Genomic DNA, 19,526 nt, shown 5'->3' with positions numbered 1-19,526 from the left:
GTCGCCGCGTCATGCGATGTACCGGCCCCGGATGCCCTGGATGTCCATGGCACCCATGGCGCTCCACGGCAATCCTCAGAACTTCGCCGCCAGACTCACCCCGATACTGCGAGGCGCCACCCGGTACCCCTGCACGATCGACGCGACCTGCGGATGCTGGATCACGGTGTCGTCGTCGAGCACATTCTTCACGAACACGCTCAGCTTGTAGCGCGAAAAGGCCAGTCCGCCACTGATGTCGGCCGTGTGGTACGACGGCCGCTCGTAATCGAGCAGTTCGGGATTCAGCGAGCCGTTGCTGGAGCCCACCCACTGCACGCCGCCGGCCACGAAGCCGCTCATGTTGCCACCCACCGCGAAGTTGTATTGGGCGCTGACCGCGGCGTTAAACTTCGGCACGCCCTGCACCTTGGCCCCGCGCACCGCGCCGATCACGCCGTTGTTGATGCCCTCGTCGTTGGACAGTTCGGCATTCACGTAGCCCCCGGACGCGCTCAGGGTCAGGCCGGGCAGGGGCTTGGCCTTGATGTCGATCTCGATGCCCTTGCTGACGGCATTGCCGGCGTTGGCGTTATACGTGTACGCGCAGGTCGGCAGGTACACGCCCTGCTGGATGTTCTTCCACTTGGCATAGAACAGCGCGGCATTGAACGACAGGCGGTTGTTCAGGAAGCGCGACTTGCTGCCGACCTCGTAGTTCCACAGGCTGTCCGGCGCGTAAGTGGCTGGGCCTTCGTCGAGACCGTTCGCTTCCAGGTCGGGACCGCAGGTGGTGGGTGGCACGAACACGTTCGAGCCGCCCAGCCGGAAGCCCTTGGCGACCGTACCGTACACGGTATGGGCCGGATCGACCTCCCACGTCAGCGCATATTTCGGCATGAAGGCGTGCGACGACAGCCGCGCGCTGCCGGTGTTGCCGGCGCCCGCCAGGTACAGGCCGTTCTGCTGGTCGAGCGTCGACGTGCCCTTCAGGTAGCGTGCTCCCACGGTGAGGTGAAGCGTGGGCGTGAAGTAGTAATTCGCTTCGCCGAACACGGAGCTTTGCCTCTCGTGATAGTGGAAGATGCCCATGAAGGCATTGTCGTTCGGGAAGGCGTTCGGCCGTGCGTCGGGCAACAGGTCCGGATCGGCAATGTCGAAGCCGAAGTGCGCGAAGGTATCGTTGACGCCGAAGATCGGATCGTTCTCTTCGATGTTGGTGTGCTGGTTCGAGAAGTACAGGCCCGCCAGCCAGGTCCATGGCGACACGGCGCTGTCATAGGGCCTCGAGGCCAGACGCAATTCCTGCGATACCTGCCGCACCCGGTTGTTCAGGTACACGGCCGACGGCAACCCGGCGATGGCCTCGATCAGTTCCGGCGGTGCCGTGCCGCCGTCTTCGGTCGACGTCAGGAACGTCGACAGCGAATAGCTGTTGTAGGCCGAGCCGTTCTGGGTGCGGTCGAACTTGCGCTTGAAATGGCTGGTGCTCGACGTGAGGTCGGCCCAGCCCAGGTCCCAGTTGACCAGCACCGTGGCCGTCTGCAGCGTGTCCTTCGACGGCTCGCGCACCTGCTTCTGCGCCTGGTACGCGGGCAGTTCGATGTTGAACGCCGAGATGTCCTTGGCGTCCACCTTCTGGTAGTACACCGACGGCGACACCGTCAGCGCGGCGGATGGCTTCCACTTCAGCGCGATGCGCACCTCCTGGTCGTCGATCCGGTTGATGTTCTTCGCCATGACGGCGCCGTCGCCGTCGACCTGGTCGATGAACCCGCCGGCGCGCTGGGACTGCACGCCGATGCGCAGCGCCAGCTCGTCGGTCACCAGCGGCAGGTTGGCCACGGCGGACGCAGAATAATTCATGCTGCCGCCGCGCAGCGACGAGGCCTCGGCGTAGGTATCGAACGAACGCTCCTGAAGGTCCGGCTCGTTGGGCACGAACTTGATGGTTCCGCCCATCGAACTGGCGCCGTACAGCGTGGCCTGCGGGCCGCGCAGGACTTCCACGCGGTCGATGTCGAAGAACTTTGGCTCCACCGCGCCCATCGTGTATACGTTGCCCACCGTGAGCGACACGTCGCCCAGGTAGATGCCGACCGTGGCCGCGCCGGCGCCGGAACTGATGCCGCGCACCTCGATGTTCGACGTGCCGGGACCGGCGCCGCCATTGCCGGTGGCGGCCGTGAAAGAGATGTTGGGCACGATGCGCGTCAGGTCGGTGATGTCGTTGACGTGCTGCGACTGCAGCTGGGTACCGCTGACCGCCGAGATGCTCATCGCCACCTTGGCCGGATCTTCCTTGCGCTTCTGTGCCGTGACCGTGACGATTTCGATCTGGCTGTCCTGGTTCGCATTCTGCGTTGCCTGCTGCGCCGCCTCTTGTGCCAACGCCGCCTGGGGATACAGCGCCGCGTGGATGCAGACGGCAACGAGAGAACGGCGCAACACGACAGGCGGGCGAATTTTCATAGGGATCTGGAGGAGAGAGGAGGGGCAAGGGGGGACGATCGGACCATTGTAGCAATCAGGTTTGCAATAAGTTAATTATTGAAACATTGTCTGATCGGCGCGACAGTTTTATCGCCCGGCCCCCGCACTCCTCGCGATTACCCCCTTGTCGTCACTCCCTTTACGTCATCTCTCGGCGTTATCTCCCTGGCTACGCGCGCCCGCGCCGCAAACTCCTTCACGAACCGCTTCGGCACCTCCACGAACCCGTAGTCCAGATAAAACAGGTGCGCCACTGGCCGCCGCATGCTGCTGGAAAGCTCGGTGTGCGTGCAGCCCCGCCGCACCGCCTCCTGCTCGGCGCAACGCATCAGCGCCTTCCCGGCGCCACTGCGCCGCACCGCTTCGTCCACCACGAAGGCGCTCACCACCGCGTAGTGCGCGGCGGTGTTCAGCGGCAGCACGTAGTTCTGCGCCAGCACGCCGATGACATCGCCGCCGCTGACGGCAACCCAGCAATCGGCATCGCGGCCATGGAAGTCGGGCCAACGCAGTTCCAGCTCCGCCACCGTGTTGGGATAGCCGAGCTGCACGAAGAGCCGGGCCAGCGCCGGGAGATCGGCGATACCCGCCTGTCGAACGGTCGCCATCAGAATGCGTGGCGCAGGCCGATGTTCACTTCGCGCGTGCCCGCCACCGCGCCCGCCTGCGTTGCCGCCGGAAGCGTGGCGTTGTAGGTGTGGTAGCTGGCGCCATTCCGGTTGCTCACGCGCGCGGCCGACACGTAGGCGATGGTGCGTTTCGAGAGGTCGTGGGTCCAGGTGACCGCGACCTGGTGCGCATCCCTGTTCGCGCCGCTCCTGTCGTCCTTGCGGATGTAGCTGGCCAGGAACGTGCTGGCGCCGAAGGGGACCGATGCGCCAAGCAGGAAATCGCGGTTGTCGATGCTGCCGGTGCCCTTGTTGTTGCCGTAGATGGCGATCGCCTTGACCACCCTGAAGTCGTAGCTGCCGCCGGCCACGTAGTTGACGGCCTTGTCGCTGGCGGCGGCGTTATCGAGCCGGTTGTAGCCGGCTCGGATCACCACGGGGTCCCGCACGTACGTCACCGAGCCGCCGATGTCGCGCGAAGCGGTGTTCTTGCCGGGCACCTCGCCGGCGCCGTACAGCACGTCGGCGGTCAGGCCGTTGACGGTCGGCGTGGTGTACTTGATGGAGTTGTTGACGCGCTTGCCGTTGGTGGCGAAGAAGTTGCTGCCGGCGCCGGCGAAGCCGTCGTCCATCGGTTCCATGAGTTTCCATGCCAGGTATTCGGGACCGTACTGCCGGCCGATCGTGATGGCGCCCAGCGTGCTGCTCCGGAGACCGACGAATGCCTGGCGGCCGAACAGCAGGCCGCCCTGGTCGGACGCACCAGTGTCGGCCAGGATGCCCGACTCGATCGTGAAGATCGCCGACACACCGCCGCCCAGGTCCTCCGTGCCGCGAAACCCGATCCGGCTGCCTTGCAGGGTGCCGCTCTGCACCTTCGTGTCGTTGCCGTCGAAGCCCGCGCTGCCTGGCGTGGCGCCGGAAACGTTGACGAGGCTGAGGTCGAGCACACCGTAGATGCCCACGTTCGATTGCGCCACTGCGGCGCCTGCGCAGCCCGCGCAGAAAGCGGCGGCCAGGACTTGTTTTTTCATTTCATCGATCCCTAGTGATGGTGGAGAAGTAACCGGAACCGCAGCTTAAAGCGCCATTGTGACAACGTAGTGACGTCTAGATGACTAGATATAAATCCTAACTTTCAATGCAGACGTCTAGATGTCATTGTGCAGTCACAAAGCACCGATAAGATGGCCGCAACTGTTAAGAACCGTTCCACTCACCGGAGTCGCCGATGCCTGTCCCCCGTATCCGTAGCGCGCTTGCCGCCTTGCTGTCGATTGCCTGCCTGCAGTCCCACGCCGCCACCACGCTGACCGTCTATACCGCGCTGGAAGCCGACCAGCTGAAGGCCTACCAGGTGGCGTTCGAAGCCGCCAATCCCGACATCAGGCTGAAATGGGTGCGCGATTCGACCGGCATCATCACCGCCCGCCTGCTGGCCGAGAAGGCCGCGCCGCAGGCCGACGCGGTGCTGGGTGTGGCTGCCACCTCGCTGCTGTTGCTGGACAGGGAAGGCATGCTGCAGCCCTATGCGCCGAAGGGTGTCGACAAGCTGTCGCCGCGCTACGTCGACAGTGCACGGCCGCCGGCCTGGGTGGGGATGGACGTGTGGGGCGCGGCGATCTGCTTCAACACGGTGGAAGCGGCCAGGCTGGGCCTGAAGAAGCCGGAGTCCTGGAAGGACCTGCTCAAGCCCGAATACAAGGGGCGCATCGTGATGCCGCATCCCGCTTCCAGCGGCACCGGCTACTTCGACGTCACGGCCTGGCTGGCGCTGTTCGGCGAGAAGGACGGCTGGGCGTACATGGACGGGCTGCACGACAACATCGCCCAGTACACGCATTCCGGCTCCAAGCCCTGCAAGCAGGCGGCGGCCGGCGAATTCCCGATCGGGATCGCCTTCGAGTACCGCGCGGCCAAGCTGAAGGAGGGCGGTGCGCCGCTCGACGTGGTGCTGCCGAAGGAAGGCCTGGGCTGGGACGTGGAAGGCACCGCCATCCTCAAGGCCAGCAAGAACCAGGCGGCCGCAAGCAGGCTGGCCGACTGGGCGGCCTCGCGCGGCGCCAACGAGCTGTATGCGAAGAACTTCGCCATCGTCGCCTATCCGGGCGTGGCCAAGCCGCATCCGGCGATTCCCGCCAATTACGAGACGCTGCTGGTCAGGCAGGACCTGCGCTGGTCGTCGCGCGAACGCGACCGCATCCTGGCCGAGTGGACCCGGCGCTACGACGGCAAGGCCGAACCCAAGTAAAGAGCGTGCGATGAAACAGACCGACCTCCTGCTGGCCGATGCTGAAACGGCCGCGCCGCAAGCCGCCTGGCTGCGCATCGACGGCGTCAGCAAGCGCTTCGGCGGCGCCGTGGTGCTGGACCATATCGACCTGTCGGTGCGGCGCGGCGAGTTCCTGTGCCTGCTCGGCCCTTCCGGCTGCGGCAAGACCACACTGCTGCGCGTGATCGCCGGGCTGGAGGCGCAAGACGGCGGCACCGTGGTGATGGGCGGCCGCGATATCGGCGCGCTGCCGCCCGCGCAGCGCGACTACGGCATCGTGTTCCAGTCGTATGCACTGTTTCCCAACCTGACGGTGGCGGAAAACGTGGCCTATGGCCTGAGGCTGCCGCGCCGGGAACGCGCCGCGCGCGTCGAGCAGCTGCTGCAGATGGTGGAGCTCGATGGCCGGCAGGAGCAGTATCCGGCGCAGCTCTCCGGCGGCCAGCAGCAGCGCGTGGCGCTGGCGCGGGCCATGGCAACGTCGCCCAGCCTGCTGTTGCTGGACGAACCCCTGTCGGCGCTCGATGCCCGCGTGCGCGACAGCCTGCGCCAGCAACTGAAGGCCTTGCAGCGCCGCCTCGGTGTGACGGCCATCATGGTCACGCACGACCAGGAAGAAGCGCTGGCGCTCGCCGACACGATCGCCGTCATGTCCGCCGGCCGCGTCGAGCAAGTGGGCACGCCGGAACAGGTCTACCGCGAACCGGCCAGCCGCTTCGTCGCCGAATTCATCGGCTGCGCCAACTGGCTGCCGGTGCGCCAGGACGACGAAGGCGTGGTCCGTTCGGGCGACCTGTCGTTCGGCCGCAGCCTGCCGACCGGGGTGCCTGCCGCGACGGCGTTCTGCCGGCCGGAGGATATCCGTGTCGAACCGCACTGGTCGGCCGGCGGCAGCATGACGATGGCCATCGTCGAGCGGGTCGACTTCCTTGGTGGCGTGCGCCGCGCCGTGCTGTCGCTGGCGGCCGACCGCGATGCCCTGCTGACGGTGGACGTGTCGCGCAACGACCCAGGCTACGCGCTGCTGGTGCCGGGCGCGCGCGTGCCGGTATCGATCGCACCGCATGCGGTGCGCTACTTCGTCGATGGTGCGGCATGAACAACCGCTCCTTCCTGCCTGCGCTGCTGCCGGCGCTTCCGCGCGCGGCGATGCCCGGCGTGCGCGGCGCCGACGACCGCTTCGCGGCGCTGCTGCAATGGCTGTGCCTTGCCGCGCTGCTGGCGTTTCTCGTGCTGCCACTGCTGGCCATTCTCACCAGGGCCGGTATCGCGGATATCGCGCGCACGGTGGCCGAACCGCGCATCCAGGCCGCGGCATGGAACAGCCTGGCGATCGCGGTGGCGACGCTGGCGCTGGTGCTGCCGGCAGCCTTCGTGGTGGCGTTCGCGCTGACCCGTTCGCGCATCGCCGGCAAGCCGGTGCTGCGCCTGGTCTGCCTTGCGCCGCTGCTGGCACCGTCGCTGATGCCGGCCATCTCGCTGGTCTACCTGTTCGGCAACCAGGGGCTGCTGAAGGGCTGGCTAGCCGTCTTTGCGGGTGGCGCCAGCATCTACGGACCGCTCGGCATCGTGCTGGGCGAAGCCTTCTACACGTTTCCCCATGCGCTGCTGGTGCTGACGGCGGCGCTGTCGGTGGCCGATGCGCGGCTCTACGAGGCCGCCGAAACGCTGGGCGCCGGCCCGCTGCGGCGCTTCGTCACGATCACGCTGCCCAATGCTCGCTATGGCCTGGTTTCGGCTGCCACGCTGGTGCTGACCATGGCCGCCACGGATTTCGGCGTGCCGAAGGTGATCGGCGGCCAGACCAACGTGCTGGCGCTGGAAGCCTACAAGCAGGTGATCGGCCAGCATGACTTCGAGCGCGGCGCCGTCGTCGGCCTGCTGTTGCTGCTGCCGGCGCTGGCCAGCTTCGCCATCCAGCGCCGCGTGGCCCGGCGCGCGCAGGCCGGCATGACGGGCCGCTCCGTGCAATACCACGCCAGGCCGCACGCCGGGCGCGACATGCTGCTTTCGCTGGCCTGTGGCGCGGTCGCCGTGTTCCTGCTGGCGCTGGCCGGCGCGGCGGTGGCCGCCGCCTTCATCAAGCTGTGGCCGTACGACATGAGCCTGACGCTGGCGCACTTCGATTTCGAGCACCAGGATGGCGGCGGCTGGGGAGCGTTCCGCAACAGCTTCGTGCTGTCCGGCGCCAGCGCACTCGCGGGCACGCTGCTGGTGTTCGTCAACGCCTACCTGCTGGAAAAGCTGCCGGTAGCGCCCGGCGCGGCGCTGCTGGTGCGCGCCATCGCCGTCATCCCGATGGCGGTGCCGGGCATGGTGCTGGGGCTGGGCTATGCCATGTTCTTCAGCCATCCCGCCAACCCGCTGCATGGCCTGTACGGCGGCATGACGCTGATGGCGGCGTCGTGCATCTGCCACTTCTACACCACCGCCCACATGACGCTGACCACGTCGCTGCGCCAGATCGACGGCGAGATCGAAGCCGCATCGCGCAGCCTTGGGCAGGGTTGGTGGGTGTGCTGCCTGCGCGTCACGCTGCCCATCGTGCTGCCGTCGCTGCTGAATGTTTTCCGCTACCTGTTCGTTTCCAGCATGACCACCGTCAGCTGCGTGATCTTCCTCTACAGCCCCGAGACCGAATTGGCCTCGCTGGCCGTGCTCAACATGGACGATGCCGGCGATACCGCCGCCGCCGCGGCGATGGCCACGCTGATCGTCGCCTGTTCCGGAGCGGTCTCGCTGCTGCTGAACGCCATCGGCTGGTACTGCGGGCGCCGCCTGCAACGCTGGCGCGCCAACTGATTTTTTCACCTCTCTCGACTACACCATGCAAGCACCACTGCTCCTGACTCCTGGTCCACTGACCACCACCGCCCGCACCAAGAACGCCATGCAGTACGACTGGGGTTCGTGGGACGGCGACTTCAACGCGCTGACCGCGCGCATCGGCAGCCGCCTGGTCGGCATCATCGACGGCGGCGACGACTATGTCTGCGTGCCGCTGCAGGGCTCCGGCACCTTTGCCGTGGAAGCGGCCATCGGCACCCTGGTGCCGCGCGACGGCAAGCTGCTGGTGCTGGCTAATGGCGCCTACGGCAAGCGCATGGCGCAGCTGGCCGCCGTCATGGGCCGCCGCGTCGAGGTGGAGGATTTCGGCGAGACGTCGGCCGTCGATCCGGCCGTCGTGCGGGCGCGGCTGGCCGCCGATCCGCACATCACCCACGTCGGCGTGATCCACTGCGAAACCAGCACCGGCATCCTCAATCCGCTGCCGGCCATCGCCGCCGAGGTGGGCGCGGCCGGCCGCGCGCTGGTGATCGACGCGATGAGCGCCTTCGGCGCCTTGCCGCTGTCGTGCCGCGAGCTGGCGTTCGATGCGGTGATCGGCTCCAGTAACAAGTGCCTGGAAGGCGTGCCGGGCATGGGCTTCGTGCTGGTGCGCCGCGCCGCGCTCGAACAGGCCGAGGGGCGCGCTCACTCGCTCTCGCTGGACCTGCACGACCAGTGGCGCTACATGCACCGCACCGGCCAATGGCGCTACACGCCGCCGACCCACGTGGTGGCCGCGTTCGATTGCGCGCTGGACCAGTATGAAGAGCAGGGCGGACAGCCCGCGCGGCTGGCCCGCTACAGCGCCAACTGCAAGGCGCTCGTCGAAGGGCTGGCGGCCATCGGCCTGCGCTCTTTCCTGCCGGCCGAGGTGCAGGCGCCCATCATCGTCACGGTGTATGCGCCGGACCATCCGAACTGGAACTTCGGCGAGTTCTATCGCCGCGTCAAGGAGCACGGCGTGATCCTGTATCCGGGCAAGCTCACCGCGGTGGAGACGTTCCGTGTCGGCTGCATCGGCGCCATAGAACCCGCCGACATCGAGCGCGCGGTCGCCGCGGTGGCCACCGTGCTGGGCGAAATGGGCATCTCGCGGCCGCGCCGCGCGGCGCCCTGTGAAGGCGGGGTGCAGGCCGTCGTCTTCGACTGGGCCGGCACGATGGTGGATTTCGGCTCCTTCGCGCCGACACAGGTGCTGATCGACGCCTTCGAAGGCTTCGGCGTGCGCATCTCGCTGGCCGAAGCGCGCGTGCCGATGGGCCTGGCCAAATGGGACCATATCCAGGCGCTCGGCCGCCAGGAAGGCGTGGCCCAGCGCTGGCAGCAGCGCTTCGGCGCGCCGATGACGGACAGCGACGTCGACACGCTGTACAGCGCCTTCCTGCCGCTGCAGGTCGAGCGCGTGGGCCAGTACTCGGCGCCGATCGCCGGCGCGGTGGATGTGCTGGCGGCGTTGCGCGCGCAGGGCGTGAAGATCGGCTCGTGCACCGGCTATCCGCGCGTGGTGGTGGACCGGCTGCTGCCGAGGGCCGCGGCCGACGGACTGGTGGTCGACCACGTCGTCGCCACCGACGACCTGCCGGCCGGCGGGCGCCCGGGACCATGGATGGCGCTGGACAACGTAGTGGCGCTGGGCGTGACCGACGTGCGGGCCTGCGTTAAAGTCGACGACACCGTGCCCGGCATCGCCGAAGGCCTGGCGGCCGGCATGTGGACGGTGGGTGTCGCGCTGTCCGGCAACGAAGTCGGCCTGGCGGAGCAGGAGCTGGCGGCCCTGCCGCAGGACGAACGCGAACGGCGCTTCGACGCCGCGGCCGCCACGCTGCGGGCGGCCGGCGCCCACTACGTCATCGGCACGATCGCCGACCTGCCCGAAGCGATCGCGCGGATCGATGCCCGGCTGGCACGGGGCGAGCGGCCTTGAACGCCCCGATGGCCGCCACCGCGCCCAGTGCAAATATGCGACAATCGCCGCGGTGTGTTTTCCGCCCGATGGAGTGCTGCTGAATGTCCGAAAATTTGATCGTTCGCCAGGCCGGCACCACCGTCTGGAAGCAGATCCAGGAGTCGCTTGGCAGCGATATCCTCGCTGGCCGCCTGCTCGGCCGGCTGCCGAACGAAACCGAGCTGGCCGAGCGCTTCGCCGTCAACCGCCATACGGTGCGGCAGGCGGTCAAGGCGCTGGTCGAGCAGGGCATGGTGGAAGTGGTTCATGGCCGCGGCACCTTCGTGCGCGAGGACTTCCTCGACTACCGGATCGGCCGGCGCACCCGCCTGGCGCATAGCGTCGTCAAGGCGCGCCGCGTCGGCAAGAGCGAGATCCTCGGCTGGGAAAGCGTGCGGCCGCCAGCCGACATCGCCGCGCTGCTGGAACTCTCATCGCGCGCGAAAACGCTGGCCATCGATTCGCTGGACGTGGTGGACGGCAAGGTGATCGGCGTGTGCACGCAGTACTTCCCGCTGCCGCGCTTCGAAGGCTTCGGCGAGGCCTACCGGGAAGCCGGCAAGACCCATGTCGCGCTGGCGCGGTTCGGCATCCCGCAGTTCCAGCGCAAACTGAGCCGCATCACGGCCCGCATGCCGGGCAGCGAGGTGGCGCAGCAGCTCGGCCAGCCGGCCTCGCTGCCGATCCTGTACGTGGAAACCGTCTACGTCGACCAGGAAGGCAAGCCGTTCGAGTACGGCATCTCCAGCTTCAGCAGCGCCGCCGTCCAGCTGGTGATCGAGCCGGACTGACGGCCGCACTCATCCCCGCCGCATCCCCCTTTTTTTCTGTTCCCGCCTATACCTTTGGTGGCTACCCCGCCGGCGCCTTCGCGCCCACAATGACCGCATTGGCAATCGCGTCGCATGCCAATCCACCCAGCGTCATTCGCGGCCAGGGCCTTTCGGCGGCCCGCCGCGAACAAAAACAGGAGCATCAGAACATGACCAACCAGAACGAGGATATCAACCGGAAACGTCGGCAAGTCCTGCTCGCCAGCGGCGGCGCGGCGGCATTGCCGCTGGCATGGATGAACACAATCGCACCCGCCCAGGCGGCGGGCGCAACACCCACGAAAGGAACCACGCGCATGAAAACCGGCTTTGTCACCACCAAGGATGGCGTCGAGATCTTCTACAAGGACTGGGGCAGCGGCACGCCGATCGTGTTCTCGCACGGCTGGCCGCTCAGTTCCGACGACTGGGATGCGCAGATGATGTTCTTCCTGGCGCAGGGCTTCCGCGTGGTTGCCCACGACCGCCGCGGCCACGGCCGTTCCAGCCAGGTGGCGACCGGCCACGACATGGACCACTATGCCGACGACCTGGCGGCCGTGGTGCAGCACCTGGACCTGAAGGGCGCGATCCACGTCGGCCACTCGACCGGCGGCGGCGAAGTGGTGCACTACCTGGCGCGCCATGGCGAGAAGCGCGCCGCGAAGGCCGTGCTGATCGCCGCGGTGCCGCCGCTGATGGTCAAGTCGGCCTCGAATCCCGGTGGCCTGCCGAAGGACGTGTTCGACGGCATCCAGCAGCAGGTGGCCACCAACCGCGCGCAGTTCTACCGCGACCTGCCGGCCGGCCCGTTCTACGGCTTCAACCGCCCGGGCGCCAAGCCGCAGGAAGGCATCATCCAGAACTGGTGGCGCCAGGGCATGATGGGCGGTGCCAAGGCGCATTACGATGGCGTGGTGGCGTTCTCGCAGACCGACTTCACCGAAGACCTGAAGAAAATCACGCTGCCTGTGCTGGTGCAGCACGGCGACGACGACCAGATCGTGCCGTATGCCGATTCCGGCCCGCTGTCCGCCAAGCTGCTGAAAAACGGCACGCTGAAAACCTACAAGGGCTACCCGCACGGCATGCCCACCACGCATGCGGACGTGATCAACGCCGACATCCTCGCCTTCATCAAGGGCTGAACGGGCGCGTGAATGGCCACCCTTCATTCACGGCACTGATAAGCACTATCCCGACAATCAATTGGCCTGCTGGCCGTTGACATGGGATGATCCAGGTGTCTCCTCCAAGTCCCCACAGGGAACTGGATTCAAGCCGGCCTCGATGCCGGCTTTTTTTTGCCTGAAGCTTTTGCCCGGAGCTTTTGCCTGAAGCTACCCGGCCATCTCCCTGACCCTTGCCGCCAGCACTTCCAGCGGAAATGGCTTCGACAGCACGGCCATGCCCGCTTCCAGCTGCCCGTTGTTGAGCAGGGTCGCCTCCGCATAGCCGGTGATGAACAGCACCTTCAACCCCGGCCGCCCGGTCCGCCCGGCATCGGCCATCTGCCGCCCGTTCATCGGCCCGGGCAGCCCCACGTCGGAGATCAGCAGGTCGATGCGGGCGTCCGATTGCAGCACGCGCAGCCCGGCCGGGCCGTCCGCCGCTTCGATCGCGACGTGCCCCAGTTCGCGCAGCACGTCCACCACCAGCTGGCGCACGTCCGGTTCGTCGTCCACCACCAGCACTGTCCTGCCAGTGCCGGCGGCCGGTTCCAGGCTGGGTGCCTGCGCGGCGGCAGCCGGTATCGCGTTGCCATGGTGGCGGGGCAGCAGCATGCACACCTCGCTCCCCTTGCCCACCTGGGAAGCGATGCTGGCATGCCCGCCGGATTGCCGCGCGAAGCCGTAGATCATCGACAGTCCCAGCCCGGTGCCCTGGCCGAGCGGCTTGGTGGTGAAAAACGGCTCGAAGGCCTTGGCCATCACTTCCGGTGTCATGCCGGTGCCGGTGTCGGTCACGCACAGCGCCAGGTATTCGCCCGCGTCGATGCCATGCGCCGCCGCGCTTGCGCGATCGACATGGCGGTTGCCGGTCTTGATGACGATGCGCCCGCCATCGGGCATGGCGTCGCGTGCGTTCAGGCACAGGTTCAGCAGCGAGTTTTCGAGCTGGGAAGGATCGGCGAGCACCGTCCATAACGGCGTCGTCGATTCGACGTCGACCTGCACCCCGGGCCCCACCGTGCGGCGGATCATCTCCAGCATGCCGTTGACCAGCGCGTTCACGTCGGTGGCGACCGGAGCGAGCGTTTGCCTTCGCGAGAAGGCGAGCAGCCGGTGCGTGAGCGCGGCGGCGCGGCGGGTGGCGCCCATCGCCATGCCCATGTAGCGTTCCACTTCGTCCGGCCGGTCCTGGCGGATGCGGATGGCGGAGAGCTCCAGCCCGCCCATGATGGTGGCCAGCAGGTTGTTGAAGTCGTGCGCCAGGCCGCCCGTCAGCTGGCCCACCGCTTCCATCTTCTGGGACTGGCGCAGCTGGTCCTGGGCCTGCTCCAGCGCCGCCTGGCGTTCGCGCTCCAGCGTGATGTCCCGGCCGGTGGCATACGTGGTGTCGCCGAACGGCGCCGCTACCCAGGCGATCCACCGCAGCGAGCCATCCTTGTGGCGGTAGCGGTTTACGATCTGCGGCGTGCCGCCGCCGGCCGCCGCGACATAGGCATCCACGGTGGAAGTATGGTCCTCCGGCAGCACGAACGCATTGACGTGCCGACCCACCAGTTCATCGGCCGTATAGCCCAGCAGCCGTGTCCATGCCGGATTCACCCGGCGCAGGTAGCCGTCGAAGTCGATCAGCAGCATCAGGTCTGGCGACGTGTTCCACATGCGGTCGCGTTCTTCGGTGCGCGTGATGAGTTCGGCTTGGGCGCGCCGGTCCAGCGTCACGTCGCGGGCCGAACAATACAGCTTGCCCTCGTCGGGCACGACCACCCACGACAGCCAGCGCCAGCCGCCGTCCTTGCACCGGTAGCGGTGCTCGAAACGCAGTGCCGGCGCGTCGTGCCCTGTGGCCATGCGCCATTCGTCCCGCGCGCCCGCCCGGTCGTCCGGATGGACGAAGTCGAGCAGCGGCGCACTGGCCAGGTCTTCCGCTGTCCAGCCCAGCGTCGCCTTCCAGGCGGGATTGGATGCCTCGACATAGCCGTCCGCATTCAGCACGGCCAGGATGTCCGGGCTGACTTGCCACGTGCGGCCGCGCGCCAGCAGCTGTTCCGTCACCTTGCGTTCCAGGTCGGCGTTCAGCACGCGCAGCGTCTGCAGCGCCCGGTCCCGTTCCGCCTCCACCGCGCGGCGCCCCTCCACGTCGAGCAGCACGCCGGGAAATGCCAGCGCATTGCCGGCGGCATCGCGTTCGACACGGCCGTTGGCCTCCAGCCAGTAATAGCGGCCGTCGGCGCGCCGCACGCGGTACTGGTGCGCGAACTGGCCACCCCGTTCGATGGCCTGGCGGACCGCGGCGGTCAACCCCGCCAGGTCGTCCGGGTGGACGGTCGCCACGACTTGCGCCAGCCGCAGCCCTGCGCGGCCCAGCGCGGGATCCAGTCCGAACGCATGCGCGAACGCTTCATCGACGGTGAACCGGTCGTTCGGCACATTCCAGAACCAGGTGCCGATGATGGCACCGGCGGCCAGTGCCAGCTGCACGCGGCTGGCGTTCTCGCGCGCGGCCAGCTGTGCCCGCGCACTGTCCACGGCGGCCCAGGTGCGGTCGACCATGTCGCGCGCCATGTCGACGTCGTTGCCTGTCCATGCGTGGGCCGCCGAGTCATGCACGCTCAGGATCGCCTGCAGCACACCGCGCTTCATCAGCGGAATGCCCATGTAGGAGCCGATGCCGCTGGCGGCGTACTGGTCGCGGAAGGAAGCCAGCCGCTCTTCCGCGGTGACGTCGGCCACCACCACGATCTCGCCGGCGCGCAGCGCGGCACCGACCGACGGGCCGAAATCGTCGATCGTCAGGCGCAGCCCCGCAAGGGAGGGGACCGAGCCGTCCGTCCAGTTGCCGTTCATCGCGATGACCGCGCCGGCGTTTTCCAGTTCGCCGTAGGTTACCCGCGTGGCGCCGAGCAGCCGGCCCAGCAGCTCGCATGCGGAGGTCATCACTTCCGCCGGGTCGAGCAGCGGCCGGATGCGGTCCGCCAGCGCCAGCTGGAAGCTCTGCCGCGCGGCGAACTGCCTGCGGCCTTCCTCTTCCTGCTTGCGGTCGTGGATGTCGGTCGATACGCCGAGCCAGCGCGTGATGGCACCGCTGGCCGGATCCCGGAAGGGCGTTGCCCTGGCGACGAGCCAGCGATACTCGCCATGGCGGTCGCGCACGCGGTGTTCGACCAGGAACATGCCGCCGGTCTGCAAGGCCTGTTCGAAGCGTTCCATGGTGATCGCCCGGTCGTCGGGATGGATGACATCAGCCGCCACGGCGGCCGCGGTCTCGTGGTCGAAGGCCAGCCCCGTATAGTCGCGCCAGAGCTGGTTGAACAACTGCACCCGGCCCACGCTGTCCGTTACCCATACCACCAGCGGCATCGCGTCGATCAACTGCCGCAGTTCCTCGTCCACCCAAGGTCTTGTTTCCAGCGCGGCGGCGGTTGCCGGCGGGCTTTGGCCAGCGTGGTTTTCCTGGCCGGCAGTGGCGTTACCTTCGGGGTGCATTACGGGCATGTCCGGAAAAGCGTTGGCGATGGGACATGGTAACGGATAGTCAAAATGACGGGAAAACGGCAGACATGCATGAAACACGTGAGCGGGTTTCATTATTCACCGCAGTGATGAGCACTATCCCGACAATCAATTGGCGTATATCGGGTGGACATGGGATGATGCTTCCGTCTCCTCCAACTCTCTACTAGAATTGGATTCAAGCCGGCCGATAGCCGGCTTTTTTTTTGCCTGTTTTTTTATTGGCGGCCGTGAAAATGCGCGGATGGTTGTTATCTGCGTGGCCGATGCTGCAGAAATGGCGATGGCGAAGATGCTGCCCGGGATGCCGGATATGGTTTTTCGCTGTAAAAAATGTCCGGCAGGGCCCGCAGCGCGGATCAGTCGCTTGCATTCATTATTCGTTCATTCATGCCAGTGATGATCGCTATCTGAACAATCAATTGGCGAGATGGCGAACTAAATGGGAAGATGCTCCTGTCTCCTCCAACTCTTCACAGAATTGGATTTTGGCCGGTGCGATGCACCGGCCATTTTTTTTATCTGCGTCGTTGATTTTTTTTACAGCCCCAGGTCGCTCAGCCCGGGATGATCGTCCGGCCGCCGCCCCTGCGGCCAGCGGAACAGCCGCTCTTCTTCCCTGATCGGCAGATCGTTAATGCAGGCAAAGCGGCGCGCCATCAGGCCCCGTTCGTCGAATTCCCAGTTTTCGTTGCCATAAGAACGGAACCAGTTGCCCGAATCGTCGTGCCACTCGTAGGCATAGCGTACGGCGATACGGTTCCCGTCGAAAGCCCACAGTTCCTTGATCAGCCGATATTCCAGTTCCTTCGCCCATTTGCGGGACAGCATCTGCACGATCTCTTCCCGGCCATTGACGAATTCGGCGCGGTTGCGCCACCGGCTGTCCGGCGTATAAGCCAGGCTCACTTTTGCGGCATCGCGCGAGTTCCAGCCATCCTCGGCAAGCCGTACTTTCTTGACGGCGCTTTCGCGGGTAAATGGCGGCAATGGCGGCCGGGGTTCGATATTGGTATGCATGGCGGTCTCCAGGTTGAAATCAAAATTCCGGCCCTATTCTGCCCTGCATGGCAGGCGGCCGGTGTCTTCCTCATGCGGCGACCGGATTGAACGGCGAAGCGTCGAGGTATTCCCATTGCAGCGCGTGAGGCAGGTCGCGCAGGATCCAGCTTGCGACCTTGAATTCCCAGTAGCGCCGCGTGCCGCCCGTTTCGCCGTGCGGGTCGTCCTGGTTCCACAGCACGGTGGCGCTGCCGGTCAGTTGCAGTACCTGGCCGTTCTCGAAGTCGAGGATGGCGATGCCGGCGCGGCCGTCGGCCTCGATATTGCCGAGCGTGTTGAACAGGCTGTTGCCGCGGTAGTCGGGGATGCGCAGCGTGGTGTCGTCGACCAGTTTCACGAAGCCGGGCTGGCCGCCCCGGTGCGAGGCATCGGCACCCGTGCGCTCGTGGCGGCTGGCCAGGAAGATCGTGTCGGCACGCGCCACGATATTCGCGGCGCCGCCGCGCAGCACGGTGCCATGCGCCGCCTGGACCGGCAGCCGCGGCTCGCCCAGCTGGCGCAGGTGCCGGCGCTGGATGTACTTCGGGCAGTTCGGATATGCCTCGCGAATCGCCACCTCGGCACCGCACCCGTCGAGCCGCCGAACAGTGCCGTTCACGCGATAGCGCCGGCGCGATCCCAGCTCGATGAACAGCATGCCCACATCTGCGATCGCCGCCATGTTTTCCCATAGCGGGTCGGCCAGGTCGCGTTCCTTGTGCGGCAAGTCGATCGCGATCGCATGTCTGTCGTCCGTGTGCAGGAAGCCTGGCTTGCCGAAGATGACGGAGGCCCATACTGCGCCCGCGGCGTCGGTGCTGGCGAGTACGGCCATGAATTGCCTGGCGATGAAGGGGCGGGCGCCGCCGATCACGGTATCCGACAGCATCGCGATATTGCGGTCGGCGATGGTGGTCTCGCCGGCCAGCGCCTGTATCGTGCGCTCGCCGTCATGGAAGACAGAGGCCTCGTTCATGGTGTTCTCCCTGTTCGCGCCGGCGTCTCCCATTATGAAGAGCTGTGTTCGTAATCCGGCGGTTGGTTCGCTGGTGACGTTATTCTGCGAAATAATGGGCGATGCTGGAATGGCCATCCGGCGCAAGACATTATTTCGCAAGGAGAAACGCGTGGACCAGATACATCTGATGAACGTCTTCGTGGCGGTCGGCGAGGAGGAAGGGTTCGCCGCGGCGGCGCGCCGCCTCGACCTGTCGCCGGCCGCGGTCACGCGCGCCATCGCCGGCCTGGAGGAGCAGCTGGGCGTGCGGCTGCTGATGCGCACGACCCGCAACGTGCGCCTCACCGAGGCCGGGCAGCGCTACCTGGACGACACGCGCAGCATCCTCGCCAGCATCGAGGAGGCGAACGAAGCTGCCGCCGGCGTGAATTCCGCGCCGAAGGGCAACCTGTCGGTGACGGCGTCCGTCCTGTTCGGGAAGAAGTTCGTGATGCCCTGCATCCTGCGCTACCTGAACGATTTCCCCGAAGTGGAAGTGTCGGCGCTGTTCCTGGACCGCATCGTGAACCTGGTGGACGAAGGCGTCGACGTGGCGATCCGCATCGGGCACCTGCCCGACTCCAGCCTGAAGGCGCTGCGCGTGGGACAGGTGCGCCGCGTGCTGTGCGCTGCGCCGGACTACCTGGCGCGCCATGGCATGCCGCAGCATCCGGCCGACCTACTGCGCCACACGATCATCGCCGCCACCGGCATCTCGCCGCGCGTGGAATGGAAGTTCGGCGCCGTCGACGATCCCACGCTGGTGCGCCTGCGGCCGCGCCTGACGGTGTCCAGCAACGATGCGGCGATCGAGGCCGCCACGTCCGGCCTGGGCATCTGCCGGCTGCTGTCCTACCAGGTCGCCGAGGATGTCAATGCGGGCAGGCTGCAAATCATCCTCGACGACTACGAAGAGGCGCCGTGGCCCGTGCACGTGGTGCACCGCGAAAGCAAATTCGGCTCCGCGAAGGTGCGCAACTTCATCGACCTGCTGGCCGAACACCTGCGCGCCCACCGGCACCTTCAATAAGCGGCATTTCGCGTGGCGCAATAATGTATTGATGGCGACGGCGTTTTCTTGCAGTTTCCTGCTGCCTAGAATGGTCTCATCCGCTGCATGCCGCAGCGGGCCAAACTTCAAAGGGAAACCGTCATGAAAGCCGCCATCATAATCCTGTCCGATCCCAAAGCCGGCGAGGAAGCGCTGGGCCGCATGTTCAACGGCCTGGCCGCCGCCTATGACTTCAAGCAAAAGGACACCGAAGTGGGCATCTACTTCCAGGGGACCGGCACCCGCTGGCCGGGCGTTCTGCAAGATCCCGCGCACCCGGTCCATGCGCTGTACAAGGAAGTGGAAGACCGGGTGATCGGCATTTCTTGCGGCTGCGCCGACGTGTTCGGCGCCAGGGAGGAAGTGGAAAAGGCCGGGTTCGACCTGATCACCGATAACAGCGTGCCGGGGACGTCGGGGTTGCCGAGCATCGCGCGGATCGCCGCGGATGGGTACACGGTGTTCATGTTCTGAGCGGCGGCATCGAGGGCGCGGCCGCCAGGTCGCGCGGTGTCGTCCTTGCATCGGCAAAGAAAATGTTGCGAGGGTATTGCCGGGATGATTTTGCTTTGCTATAGTTCTGTCCCTCGCAGCAACGCTCTGTCACGAAAGTGAAACAGGCAAGTTGATGTGAGACAGAAGTGGGGTTGACGGTTCGCAAGAAACACCCGATAATCTCGCTTCTCTGCTGCTGACAAACACAACGATTTGTCGACAACGCGGCAAGGCCTTCAAGGGCAGAATTCTTTAACAATCAACAGTCGATAAGTGTGGGCGTTTGATGTGATGTGCCTCCGGACTTCGGTCCGGAATGCTC

The 19,526-nt window shown here is 66.3% G+C and carries 15 protein-coding genes and 1 pseudogene; 9 read left to right on the top strand and 7 right to left on the bottom strand.

Going from position 1 to position 19,526, the window contains the following annotated elements; translation table 11 throughout:
• Positions 1–75 precede the first annotated feature (75 nt).
• The 3 genes from FHS02_RS21280 to FHS02_RS21270 all read right to left on the bottom strand — a co-directional run bounded on the left by FHS02_RS21280 (position 76) and on the right by FHS02_RS21270 (position 4,114).
• On the bottom strand, positions 76–2,451 hold the full coding sequence (locus FHS02_RS21280) for a TonB-dependent receptor (RefSeq protein WP_137316433.1): 2,376 nt from the start codon (positions 2,449–2,451) through the stop codon (positions 76–78).
• Positions 2,452–2,588: 137 nt separating this feature from the next.
• Positions 2,589–3,080, bottom strand: coding sequence for a GNAT family N-acetyltransferase (locus tag FHS02_RS21275; RefSeq protein ID WP_137316434.1), 492 nt, complete (start codon positions 3,078–3,080; stop codon positions 2,589–2,591).
• On the bottom strand, positions 3,080–4,114 hold the full coding sequence (locus FHS02_RS21270) for a porin (RefSeq protein ID WP_137316435.1): 1,035 nt from the start codon (positions 4,112–4,114) through the stop codon (positions 3,080–3,082). The genes FHS02_RS21275 and FHS02_RS21270 overlap by 1 nt, the downstream gene beginning before the upstream one ends.
• 197 nt (positions 4,115–4,311) lie before the next feature.
• Between FHS02_RS21270 and FHS02_RS21265 the strand changes: the two genes are divergently transcribed.
• From FHS02_RS21265 to FHS02_RS21240, 7 genes and pseudogenes are all read left to right on the top strand, one after another.
• Positions 4,312–5,331, top strand: coding sequence for a putative 2-aminoethylphosphonate ABC transporter substrate-binding protein (locus tag FHS02_RS21265; protein ID WP_137316436.1), 1,020 nt, complete (start codon positions 4,312–4,314; stop codon positions 5,329–5,331).
• 10 nt (positions 5,332–5,341) lie between these two features.
• Entirely contained in the window at positions 5,342–6,451 is a 1,110-nt protein-coding gene (locus FHS02_RS21260) for a putative 2-aminoethylphosphonate ABC transporter ATP-binding protein (protein WP_137316437.1), read from the top strand.
• The gene (locus FHS02_RS21255; RefSeq protein ID WP_229422378.1) at positions 6,448–8,154 is read left to right on the top strand and encodes a putative 2-aminoethylphosphonate ABC transporter permease subunit; all 1,707 of its coding nucleotides are present in this window, start codon (positions 6,448–6,450) and stop codon (positions 8,152–8,154) included. The genes FHS02_RS21260 and FHS02_RS21255 overlap by 4 nt, the downstream gene beginning before the upstream one ends.
• Positions 8,155–8,179: 25 nt before the next feature.
• Positions 8,180–9,283 (top strand): annotated as a pseudogene (locus FHS02_RS32130) (2-aminoethylphosphonate--pyruvate transaminase); the annotation flags it as partial.
• Positions 9,263–10,105, top strand: coding sequence for a phosphonoacetaldehyde hydrolase (gene phnX / locus FHS02_RS32125; RefSeq protein ID WP_260115660.1), 843 nt, complete (start codon positions 9,263–9,265; stop codon positions 10,103–10,105). The pseudogene FHS02_RS32130 and the gene phnX, both read left to right, overlap by 21 nt.
• Positions 10,106–10,188: 83 nt before the next feature.
• Positions 10,189–10,917 carry a phosphonate metabolism transcriptional regulator PhnF gene (phnF, locus tag FHS02_RS21245; RefSeq protein WP_137316439.1) on the top strand — a complete coding sequence of 243 codons (729 nt, stop codon included), beginning with the start codon at positions 10,189–10,191 and terminating at the stop codon, positions 10,915–10,917.
• A 338-nt stretch (positions 10,918–11,255) separates the two neighbouring features.
• Positions 11,256–12,086, top strand: a complete 831-nt coding sequence (locus FHS02_RS21240) for an alpha/beta fold hydrolase (protein ID WP_137317704.1) — start codon at positions 11,256–11,258, stop codon at positions 12,084–12,086.
• Positions 12,087–12,278: 192 nt separating this feature from the next.
• Here FHS02_RS21240 and FHS02_RS21235 read toward each other — a convergent pair whose 3' ends face one another.
• From FHS02_RS21235 to FHS02_RS21220, 4 genes are all read right to left on the bottom strand, one after another.
• Positions 12,279–15,593, bottom strand: a complete 3,315-nt coding sequence (locus FHS02_RS21235; protein ID WP_183444264.1) for a PAS domain-containing protein — start codon at positions 15,591–15,593, stop codon at positions 12,279–12,281.
• Positions 15,594–15,798: 205 nt separating this feature from the next.
• Entirely contained in the window at positions 15,799–15,993 is a 195-nt protein-coding gene (locus FHS02_RS21230; RefSeq protein ID WP_137316441.1) for a hypothetical protein, read from the bottom strand.
• Between the two features lie 167 nt (positions 15,994–16,160).
• Positions 16,161–16,640 carry a nuclear transport factor 2 family protein gene (locus tag FHS02_RS21225; RefSeq protein ID WP_137316442.1) on the bottom strand — a complete coding sequence of 160 codons (480 nt, stop codon included), beginning with the start codon at positions 16,638–16,640 and terminating at the stop codon, positions 16,161–16,163.
• 70 nt (positions 16,641–16,710) lie between these two features.
• The gene (locus FHS02_RS21220) at positions 16,711–17,637 is read right to left on the bottom strand and encodes a PNPOx family protein (RefSeq protein ID WP_137316443.1); all 927 of its coding nucleotides are present in this window, start codon (positions 17,635–17,637) and stop codon (positions 16,711–16,713) included.
• 151 nt (positions 17,638–17,788) lie between these two features.
• Here FHS02_RS21220 and FHS02_RS21215 point away from each other — a divergent pair, with 151 nt between their 5' ends.
• Positions 17,789–18,688: a LysR family transcriptional regulator gene (locus tag FHS02_RS21215; RefSeq protein WP_137316444.1), complete on the top strand. Its 900-nt coding sequence runs from the start codon at positions 17,789–17,791 to the stop codon at positions 18,686–18,688.
• 123 nt (positions 18,689–18,811) lie between these two features.
• Positions 18,812–19,183 (top strand): DsrE family protein, encoded by a 372-nt coding sequence (locus FHS02_RS21210; RefSeq protein WP_137316445.1) that lies wholly within the window; start codon positions 18,812–18,814, stop codon positions 19,181–19,183.
• Positions 19,184–19,526 lie beyond the last annotated feature (343 nt).

The sequence above is a fragment of the Pseudoduganella umbonata genome (assembly GCF_014192225.1).
Lineage (GTDB): Bacteria > Pseudomonadota > Gammaproteobacteria > Burkholderiales > Burkholderiaceae_D > Rugamonas > Rugamonas umbonata.
The sequence above is the reverse complement of the archived record's forward strand: the minus strand, read 5'-3'. Positions and strand labels throughout refer to the sequence as shown.